We start from the raw sequence: 10,756 nt of genomic DNA, 5'->3' as shown, positions 1-10,756 counted from the left end.
TACCTCAGGGAGCCCACGGTTGTTGTAGCGGGTGTCGGTGAGGATGGCTGTGCCGTTGGCGGCCCGCAGCTGGGTTTGGATCGGACGGCCCAGCCCGTCCATATATTGCACGGATTTGGTGACGTTGGAGGGGTTGGCGGGATCGTAGTGGGTCCAGCTTTCTACCCGGTTGGGGTCGCTGGCGGTGTAGCTGGAGTGGCTATCCAGGGAGTAGTGGTAGCTGTTGGTGGTGATTAGTTCTCCGTGGGCATTATATACTTTGGTAAGCCGGCCAAAGTTGTCGTAGTCGTAGCGACTAGTGGCGCCTGCAGCGTCTTTCATCGCTACCGGAACCCGGAACAGCGGGTCGATTTCCTGGCTGGCGGCCTGAGCGGCTTCGGGATACACCCGCACATTGTCGATGTACCAATCGGATACACTGGAAGGGCGACCATAATTACCCAAGCTGAGTACACTAATACCAGAGGTGTTTGTTCGGCCGGATAGGGCTGTTTGTAGTTTTTCACCATCTACGAAGTAGTCCACTTTGTCTGTGGCCGGGTCGGCGACTATTTTTAAATGATAGGTTTCCCCTTCCACAAATCCGGATTTGATTACAACCCAGGAGGACCCGTTATAGGCTCTCCAGGAACCATAGTAAAATCCTGCCCAGATGAGGTTTTCGCTGCCTCCATTTCCTCCTGAGTAAGAGTTCCCCCCGGCTCCTATTATGAAGGACCACTGATCACTCGGGCCTGCGGTGACGTCCATTTCTATCACAGCTCTTGATGTGATCTCATTCACTAAGCTTTCTTTTACATAGTCGGTGCTCCAGTTGGAACCGGTGTTGCCGGGGTGGTGCATTTTGAGCTTGCCGCCTTCGAGGCTCCATGTGGTAGCCACGCTGTTGGAAGCATCGTATGTTTGCCACCCGTCCAGCCCTTCTAAGGCAAAGCTGTGGGCGAATACGTGTTCTTTGGCAGCATTGCGGAACACGCCTACCGGCGTGGTGGCTTCTTCGCTCCAGTCGTAGGAGGTTTGTATTCCCCCGGCATCCTGCACTTCAACTGGATTGCCGTAGGCGTCGTAGGTTTTTACCTCGGACAGGAGCACCGCTTCGCTGGTGGGGGCGGCCGGGGCGCTGCCATCGGCGGGCGAGGAGCCTTCCCATTGCCAGGTTTTATGCAGTCTCCATTTAGAGCCCGGGGAGATGGAGGAGGAGTTGGTCCACTGCGTCCAGTTCTTGGCCAGGGTGGCGCTTCCGTTCTTTACTTCTACCGAGTAGGGCTGGGCGAGCATATTCGCCGTGGCCATGCCCGGGTACTGCTGGTGGGCGTAGGCGTAGTGGGTGGTGCGTACCTCCAAAGACCGGGAATTGGTCTCCGTGGTTTGGGACACCATATCGTTGTTTAAATATTGGTATTCGGTGGTTGTGGTGATGTAGTTGGCGAAGTTGGCTGGGTCGTACACCGTTTTTGTAGTTTTGCTGGGGTGATACCAGGCAGAAACAATCCGGTATTTCTCTACCTCAAAGCGGGCGGGAAGCGTAGTAGATACCCCGGAACCAATGACTCCTCCTTCACCCTCTCCTCCTTCTCCTCCACTGCTCACTTCACGTTCGGGACGCTTAAGCTGTATATCAAGTCCATAAAAATATTTTTCGTTGGTGGTGGTGGTGGTATTAAACAGGGAGTTAGCCGTGCGTTTTACTTCAAACTCACGTTCGGTCTCGGTTAAAGGATTATCAGAAGCGTTATAATGGGTGGTTTTGATCAGCTCTCCCCGCCCCCAGGAAAGAGCACCTTCATCGCCTACTCCGGAGGTTGTTAAGTCGCTCAGGGTAGTAGCGTATTCGTAGATGGTTTTCCCGTTTACTCCACTATTGCCGTATTCCACAGTTACTTTGCTAAACCCGAAATCAGGTGCATCCATCACATGCACAGGTAAAATATTGTTGGAGGTATACATGTAGTAAGTACAGGAAGGGCTGCCGTAGGAATCAGTATCCAGGTACACTTCGTAGTCTTCCTGATAGTCGAAGCTGCCAAAGGTTTGGATCTCATAGCTGTAGTGGCGGGCGTCAACGATACTGCCCATGACATCAAGATCGTAAATAGTTTTTACTCGCTGTCCGCCCCCGGTGGGGATGCCTTCCATATCGAACACAGTGCTGCCTCCGGTGGGATAGGTCATTTTTTCCATTGACCAGTAACCGACCTTTGAAGTATCTACGCTGCGGTCTCCACCGCTAATGCCGGCAAAATCCTGTACCATTGTTGTGTTGAAGGCTCCATTGTAATAGCCCCAGTGGTCCTGATTACGAGACAGCCGTTCGGGCAGATTACCGGAGGTGTTGTAGTCAAATTCATACCCGGGCATACCTACCTGGGTGATACCTTCCAGTTTTAGACGTTTCTTTTCCTTGGTAGATCCTGTGGAGAAGTAGGCAGCGTTATCCAGGGCAAATCTCTTAAAAGTGTTTCCGTGCTGCTTTACAATAATGGAGTCCATTTTGGTGTAGGTACTGTTTCCAAAGTCGGCCCGGGCCGTGCTATTGTACTTAAATTCTACCGATTGCCCGGAACGTACATGCTCAATCTTTTCCAGGCGCAATGGTTGCACGGTTTTCTTAGTCTTACAAGAGTAGTGAGAGTCGTTGGAGCTGTTCACAGACGGACAGGTAGCTCCCCCCAGGGTGCGTTCTTCAAATAACTGTTCTATTTCTCCATCGTGGTAGGTATAGGCGGTTTGCGAGTTATCGTAAGTGAACACAACCTCATCGCCGCTGGCGGTTATAATCTTACCTAAATGCCAGGTGTAGTGTACATTGATCCCGATGTCGGGATCGGGGTTACCGCTACCCAGCCCTCCAAAACAGGCGTTGAGGTCTTGCAGGCTCGTGCTTTCTTCGAGCTTATCAAAAATATATTCATTGCCATGCATATCGGTGACCGTAAACCCCGAACTCTTCCCGTTAAAGTCGATGTCATGATTGTTATAGGGTACCGAGTAGGCAGTCCCATTCATAAGGAATTTTCCACTGGCGCCGGGGTAATTAAAGTAGAATACATCGGGCTTGATATTTTTTTCGACCCCGGGGCCTCCTAATGGCCCGGCAAAGATACCATAAGCAAAATCGTAATCGCTTTTACCTATTGTGGAGGTACCTCCAATCCATTCATTGGGATCAAAGTTATTCAAATTAGAGGGGTTGGTAACCATTGTTTCTAAGGAATTATCTATATCGTTCATGCTGTAGATGGCACTGGTGATCTGCCCCCCGGCTTGCAGCGACCACCCCAGCCCAATATTGGTGGCAATCTGATCTACTTTAATTCCGCTGTTATCGTAGCTTAACGCAATGGGCAGGCTAAATCCTTTTAGCTGAAGGGTATGAATGGGAACAGAGATGTCGGGAACTCCTTTATACATGCTTACCTGCAAGTTTCCATATTTGGCCAACTCTGAGGTTTCCGGCGAACCCATCGAAATGTCTAACAAATCAATCGTGTCGTGTTGCTGGCCTTTCGCATCCTGCGAGTATAGCATAAAGCTCATGGCCATAATTAATAGTAATGTGTATTTGTTTCGGATTCGATAAAACATACTCAGGTTTATCATAGTGTTGCTACGTGTGTGTTCTTAATTAGTAACTTTAAGTTGAATTTTCTCCCTAATAAACCACCTATCTGATCCATCGACTTTCCCTTGGCAGGAAAAAGAACTCTCGTGGATGCCATAGCCAGCTAAAACAATAAGATTGTTAAAAAAAGCTAACAAAATTAGCTTAACGAATACAGAGATGCAACAGACCTGGTGCTAAATAATGGATTACAAATGCCAAAAATAAAAAGGGAGCAAAAGGAATTTTTGAGCTGCGTTTTAATTTGTTAAAAAGAATTCCTGTCAAGGCAAATAAACCACCTAAAATTATCGCGAAGTAAAGGATCCATAAAAACTCCCATCCTGAAAATAATGCGATCACTGCAATGAGTTTTATATCTCCGATACCAAATGCTGTCTTATCCCAGAATCTTTTTGAAAGGTAGTACACTAACCCTCCAATTATGATCACAGATATTGCTGAAAGTATAGGTTCGAACTCAACATTCCGGATTAAGCTGATAACCGGAATAATTGCCCCTATGATAAGCAAACGGTCAGGAATGATATAGCTGTAGGCATCAATACAGGCAATGAAAAAAACCAGAATAGAAAAAAATAAAAGTGGTAACGAGGCTTCAAGATATACATCAAACAACCACCACAAAGCCAGAACTACAATACACGTACAAATACTCCACACCCATTTTAACTTTTCAGTGGCTAATTCATGAATATTGTGTGAAAGCAATGAAGACCTGAAATAACAAAGATAGCTTCCCGCAACTCCCAGTAAAACGGCTATTAAAAAAGAATAACTCAATTCAGAAAATTAATCGGGAACTACTTGTTCCACTTTTCCTTCTTCATCAACCTGCCATTTGTTGTATACTCCATCTCCATCAAAATCGATAATGGAAGTGGCCGTAGCTACATAACTTTGCGGGCCCGCAGACTCAATTTCTATGGTGTACCTGGCTTTCCCTCCTTCTGTGATCATTTTCTCCTGTTCAAATCCGATAGCTTCAAATTCTGTGGCATAGGTATCGTTCTCTAAATGATATACTCGCTGTAAGGTATGCAGGAAATTAAGCTGTGTTTTTGCTTCTGTTGTTTTTGCACGGGTTGTTACGTTTTGATAAATGGGAACGGCAATCATTATCAATATTCCGATAATGGCTAGCACGATGAGTAGCTCGGTTAATGAAAACCCGTCTTCTTCGTTTTTAAATTGATAGAATATCTTTTTCATTGCTTTGAAGTGTTTAATGTTAACACAAATCTGTTATTTCTGCTGGTTAATATCACGGAATCTCGTTTTACATCTACTACTAAGGAACTTACCAAACTATCACCCCTGGATACAAAGTAACTTTCCCCTCTTGCATCGGTTATCACCGCAACTTCTCCAATAATTCCTGCGAGGGAAAGATCGGGTCTTCTGAACGGTTGTTCCTGAGGTTGCCGCTGTTCTTCTCTGACTGGCGATGAAACTATAACTCTGTTATTGGGACTAAAAGGATCTCTGGATACAGGCCTGTACCGGTACACATTCGAAACAGGCATTACTAAATCATCGATGGATATCTCTCTGATATCGCGATTCACCGTTTCGTTACCAGAGCTTATAATCTCTGAAAAGTTGAGAAAATTTACACTCCATACGCCAATTACAACAACAAATAATAAGATTTTACCCGGTGCAGTTTCAAGGAATTCTTTCATCACTATTCCCCCTGCATGGTTAGTTCAAATTCAACCCGGCTTTCCAAAACAGTACCTGATTGTGGATTACTGCTAATACTCATCTGCTGAAGATTGATTAAGTAATCTCCCTGCTCAACACGGTTGATAAACCTCGCCAGCTGATGATATTCTGATTGCAATTCCAAACTGAACTTTTTCTTTAATTGCCCTTGGTGGGGCTGACTTTCGGAGGGTTCAATTTTTACAATGTTTACGTTGGATGTTCTTGCCTTTGAAAATAACGAGGCAATTACGGTAGAAAATTCCTGCTCTTTCGGAAGCCCGATGTACATAGATGTTAAGCTCTCATCAAGAACTTTTTGCTTCTCCTCTAATCCTTCTAACTGCTCCGACCAATCCCCGACAAGTTCCAGGCTTTCTTTTTGGCTGCTGTAAATTTGATACTTTTCTAATGTATTTGAGATATAAGGCAATACCACATATACAACCAGAGCTATGCAGCCGACTAATACCGCAGCGCTACTTATTTTCCATATTTGTATGCTTTGTTGATTAGTCATGATTTGAATGTAGCTCTTAATTCATAGCCCAAAGCTCCGGTTTGTTCTTCTGTGTTGCCGCGAGAGCGATCATTAATAGCGGCGGATGAAATTAATTGCACCGAACTGATTGCATTATTCTGTTCAAGTTTGCGCATCATTGCGGTAACCGCTTCAGAGCTATTTGCTTCGCCAACCAGCACAAGTGAATACCCTTCTCTACTCTTCTTTACATCCATCGAAGTCAACCAGATATTAGATGAAACAGACTTATTGATGACTTCAAAAATCCGGGCTGAATGTACTCTTTGTTCAATCAGGTTTTTGACCTGGTTAAAGTCGTCATACGTACTTACTAAATGCACTCTTTTTTCACGAACCAGTTCAAGTTTGTCAGCGACCTTTTCTGTGATTTGATTTATTTCTCTTAACTCATAATCCAGGTACGAATGCACCGAATAGCTCAGCAGCATTATTATTAGTAGTGGAACAAAAAGCAAAACCGCTACTTTTATACACGCTTTTTTATAAAATCGAACCAACGAGTTTGCTTTCTCAGATCCTGCTATAAAGTCAAATCTATCCAGGCCTTCATAAAATGATTTGATGCAAAGTCCCAATGCCGTTACGTATTCATTTTCAAGATTAGCGTTCTTACTAATCCGGGGATTTATAAACTCAACGCTCTCTTCTTTTCCTCCCTCTAAAAAGAATTTCTTATGGTATTCAGGTACCGAAATCAGAGGTATGGTCTCTTCTTTGTTAAGGCTGAGACTTTCTGTTTGTGCAATCGATTCTGCATCTTTGATTAACCGCTCCGGGTGTTCATTAAAGCCTGCATCCAAAATAAAAAAGTTGCTAAGCATCCCGTTACTGTAACAACTCAAATAAGAACGATCTGCCTCCGGCATCAGTACAAAAGAGAGTCCGTCTGTAAAATCCGGTTCTTTAATTTGCGTATATGCTCCCTCCAAACAACCTGAATACACAAAATGTACGCCTAAGCCTGCTTCCCGAAAAACGGTTTCTAATCGTTGTATTTTTTTCTGGTCTGCTATCTGGAAAATACACCGGGCATAGTCTTCATCTATTTCGTAAACCTGAGACAGTATATGTACAGGCTTATCCTGATCCGCCTCAATCTCGTGTACTCTTTTTTCTACCCAATCAAAACGTTCTTCTTCACTATCAAAAAAGGGAATATCTTCGGTTAAAACTGATAAAAGAATATTAGAGCTGGAAACAGCTATTTTAAAAACATCGGCTTTAATGAATCCTTTCATTTCTTCCAAAGCCCTCTTCAGGCTTCCTTCGGAACTATCATAGCTTAAAGTTCCGGAAGATTTTACACTGATATTGTTCCCAAACTTGTTCGCCTCAACCCATTTTAATGTTTTTTCTGAGACATCAATACCAACCGTAGTATTCTCCAGATAGGGAATATTCATACTTCTTTAGTTGTCTTTGTCTATGCTAAGATCGAGATCGTCACGCAGGTTTTTCCATCTTTCCTTGTCATTACCGTCTCCATAAAACACATGTGGAGTAATAAAAATTACTAACTCAGACTTAATCAGACTGGTACTCTTATTTCGAAACAGCCTTCCGATTAAAGGTATGCTGCCGAGAATAGGAACTTTGTTAATATTCTCGCTTTCCGACTCTTGTATAAGCCCGCCTAATATAATGGTTTCTCCATCTTTGAGCCGTACTGTTGAATCTAGCACCCTGCTGTTTATAGTTGGCGGCACATCGGAGTTGAATCCCCCAACAGGAGTGTTAAACTCCGGGCGAATTTCTGTAGTTACTTCCCCTGACGCACTTACCCATGGAGTAATTTCCAACGAAACATTGGCCTCTATTTCTTCAAACCGTTGAGTCTCCTGTGTTACAATTTGATTGGGTGATTGAAGCGGAGTAGTGGTTGTAAGAAGAAAATACTGAGTAGTCCCTACTTCTATACTTGCTGTATATCCGTTAAGGGTTGAAATCTGAGGACGGGAACGGATGTTGACCACCCCTTCCTGATTTAATGCCTGAATCCGGAAGAAAAAGTCATTGGGAAGTACCCCAAGGTTTGCAATCCCAAAAAGATTACCTCCTGAGGCAAGTGCATTGTTCACATCGTTTCCTCTTCCCTGAGCAGAGAATCCGCCCTGCTGATCTCCACCTTGTCCAAAAAATGCTGTAAACGGATTATTTATATAGCTGGAATCAGGAGCTACCCCCTGGGCCAACGAAAGCCCGAGCTGATACATATCCGAAGTTCGTACATCAACAACCAGTGCTTCAATCAAAATCTGGGGGCTTGGAAAATCTATTTCTGCTATGAAACTTTCCAACTCCAAAATAATGTCATTGGTGCCGATTACCATTAGCCCGTTTTGCTCCTTTACCACTTGAATGGAGGCATCACGCTTTATGGATTCCGGAACCAATTCTATAACAACATCCGAGCGGATGTGCTTTAACCGGATTAATTTATTCGAAGCGATCCCGCTGGTTTCCTTTCCACCGATAATATAAATTTCCCCTTCTTTTCGGTATGTAAACGATGTTCCTCTGAATAAATAATTGAGGGTTTGGTCTATGGAAAGATTATTGGTTTTTGCAGTAATCCTGTTGTCGGGCAAACCATAAGTAATCATACTTACATCGGTTTGATAACCAATCTCTCGGATGATGTCAACGATATTTGCATCTACCACATCCATTGAAATTTTATTTTCCTCATCAATGGAAATCCAAAAGGTTCCGGAAGAATTTTGGTCTCCCTCTCCTGCCCGGAAACCAATCCGATCTACAACAAAAACACCATCGTTTTCTCTTAATGAAAAACCATTATTTGCCAGAATTGTATTTAAGCCTGCTTCAAATTCTATATTCTGTAAATATCCACTAACAGTTCCTCTTACTCCATTTCTGATAAGAATATTTTGGTTGGTTTCCTGAGCCAGCTTTTTTATAAACGTTTCCAGTTCAACATTTGCCAAATCCAGATTGAGCATTCCATTGCTGAATGAAACTTCCGGTTCTATAACTTCGGGCTCAGGCTCTGCCTCGATATACTCGGAAACCCGGAAAATCTGCCCCGATTGCACCAGCCTCAATCCATTATCCTGGCAAATAATAATCAAAGCCTCAATGATAGGAACATTGCTTAAACTAAGTGTTATTCGCTTACTAAGCCGGTTATCAACGATAATATTGAGGCCATATACACGTCCAAAACCCCTCAGGAAATCACGGGCATCTATATTCTTTGTATCTATATCTTCGGTTTGTTCGAATGCGTTTTCAGGCAGGTAATCAAAATTTAACTGAACCTTGTTCGAATCGATAATAGACTTTAGGTATTCAATTCTTTGCAATGAATCTGTGGAGGAAGTATCTGCTTGCCCGGCCAAATCTTGTGCCTGCAGACTTCCCGATAACATAAAAAGGAAACCAATTACAATCCCCTTTCTTACCTGTAGCATACTATAGTATTTTTCTTTCACAGAATAGAAAATTTTTACTGAACTTACACTATTAAGTTTACTGCGATGTTTCTCTGTACACTTCTTCAACCGTTGTTAACCCCTGCTTTAACTTCTCAATACCCATTTCCCTGAGTGTTTTCATTCCGGATAACACTGCGCTTGACTTGATTTCAGAAGCATTCGCTTGTTGAGATATCTTATTGGAAATGGCATCATCTATCTTAAGCAGTTCAATAAGTGCGGTTCTGCCTCTATACCCTGTTTGATTACATTCATCACAACCTTCTCCTTTGTACAGAAGTTGACCCTCAGATATGTTCAATTCTTTAAGAATGGCTTTATCAGGACTATATTCTTTCTTGCAATGCATACAGACTTTCCGTACCAAACGCTGAGCAATTACCAAACGTACCGATGATGAAACCAAAAAGGGTTCAATCCCCATTTCCACCAACCTGGAAACTGCGGATGCCGCATCATTGGTGTGGAGTGTAGAAAATACCAGATGACCTGTTAATGCTGCCCGTATAGCAATTTCTGCAGTCTCGCGATCCCGGATCTCACCCACCATAATAATGTTTGGATCCTGTCTTAAAATAGCACGGAGAATATTTACAAAAGTCAGATCAATTTCTTCGTGTACTTGTGTTTGATTAATCCCTTCCAGGTTATACTCAATGGGATCTTCAATAGTGGTGATGTTTACATCTGTGGAATTGATCTCATTTAAGGCAGAATAAAGCGTGGTTGTTTTTCCTGATCCCGTTGGCCCGGTTACCAAAATCATTCCATAAGGATTACTGATTTCTTTCCTGAATGTGGTTAGTTCTTCTTCTGAAAATCCCAGTGTCTCTAACTTTAATTCCAAAGAGCCCTTATCTAAAATCCGCATTACAATTTTTTCACCATACTGAGTAGGTAAAGTGGAAACCCTGAGGTCTATATCTGACCCTTTAGCAGCTCTTATCTTTATTCTTCCATCCTGAGGGCGTCTTTTCTCGGCTATGTCCAGTTCCGCCATGATCTTTAAACGGGAAATAATGGCTTCCTTCTGATTCATTTGAAGTACAGCCATTTCCTGCAGCACCCCATCAATTCGATAACGCAGACGGTACTGAGTTTCAAAGGGTTCTAAATGGATATCACTCGCACCAAGCTCAATAGCATGTTGAATGATTTGATCGACCTGTGTGATAACCGAACCTGAGAACTTTTTTCGCATACCTACCTTACTTAACAATTATTTTATCTAATAATAATTGATTTCTTTGATAAGTAAATAACTTGCTTTTTGAGTTATGATATCCCAATCGCCTAACCAGGTCATCCGAACTACCAATATAGAAAGTTTCTTTTACTTCTGATTGCAATATGTATAAGAAATAATTCACACTCATAAAAAAAGGACTAATCAGCTTCGCTAATTAGTCCTTCTTATTTAGCTCC

At 43.0% G+C, this 10,756-nt stretch carries 9 protein-coding genes; all 9 read right to left on the bottom strand.

The features are described from left to right. Positions 1-3,585: hypothetical protein (locus Q0993_RS17110; RefSeq protein ID WP_299535364.1), on the bottom strand; the 3,585-nt coding region annotated here is incomplete at its 3' end. A 181-nt stretch (positions 3,586-3,766) separates the two neighbouring features. After that, entirely contained in the window at positions 3,767-4,405 is a 639-nt protein-coding gene (locus Q0993_RS17105) for an A24 family peptidase (protein ID WP_299535360.1), read from the bottom strand. Between the two features lie 9 nt (positions 4,406-4,414). Then, the gene (locus Q0993_RS17100; protein WP_299535358.1) at positions 4,415-4,834 is read right to left on the bottom strand and encodes a type IV pilin protein; all 420 of its coding nucleotides are present in this window, start codon (positions 4,832-4,834) and stop codon (positions 4,415-4,417) included. Further along, positions 4,831-5,310 carry a hypothetical protein gene (locus Q0993_RS17095; RefSeq protein ID WP_299535356.1) on the bottom strand — a complete coding sequence of 160 codons (480 nt, stop codon included), beginning with the start codon at positions 5,308-5,310 and terminating at the stop codon, positions 4,831-4,833. Before Q0993_RS17095 ends, Q0993_RS17100 begins: the two co-directional genes overlap by 4 nt. Further along, complete coding sequence (gene pilO / locus Q0993_RS17090; RefSeq protein ID WP_299535353.1) at positions 5,310-5,849, bottom strand: type 4a pilus biogenesis protein PilO; 540 nt, start codon at positions 5,847-5,849, stop codon at positions 5,310-5,312. Before pilO ends, Q0993_RS17095 begins: the two co-directional genes overlap by 1 nt. Next, complete coding sequence (locus Q0993_RS17085) at positions 5,846-7,276, bottom strand: PilN domain-containing protein (RefSeq protein WP_299535350.1); 1,431 nt, start codon at positions 7,274-7,276, stop codon at positions 5,846-5,848. The genes pilO and Q0993_RS17085 overlap by 4 nt, the downstream gene beginning before the upstream one ends. 6 nt (positions 7,277-7,282) lie before the next feature. After that, positions 7,283-9,307 carry a hypothetical protein gene (locus Q0993_RS17080; protein WP_299535348.1) on the bottom strand — a complete coding sequence of 675 codons (2,025 nt, stop codon included), beginning with the start codon at positions 9,305-9,307 and terminating at the stop codon, positions 7,283-7,285. A 58-nt stretch (positions 9,308-9,365) separates the two neighbouring features. Next, entirely contained in the window at positions 9,366-10,532 is a 1,167-nt protein-coding gene (locus tag Q0993_RS17075) for a GspE/PulE family protein (RefSeq protein ID WP_299535346.1), read from the bottom strand. A 7-nt stretch (positions 10,533-10,539) separates the two neighbouring features. Then, entirely contained in the window at positions 10,540-10,707 is a 168-nt protein-coding gene (locus Q0993_RS21930; RefSeq protein ID WP_367279636.1) for a GIY-YIG nuclease family protein, read from the bottom strand. Between the last annotated feature and the right edge of the window lie 49 nt (positions 10,708-10,756).

Source organism: Ulvibacterium sp. (assembly GCF_028285715.1).
In the GTDB taxonomy this organism is placed as follows: Bacteria; Bacteroidota; Bacteroidia; order Flavobacteriales; family Flavobacteriaceae; genus Ulvibacterium.
The sequence above is the reverse complement of the archived record's forward strand: the minus strand, read 5'-3'. Positions and strand labels throughout refer to the sequence as shown.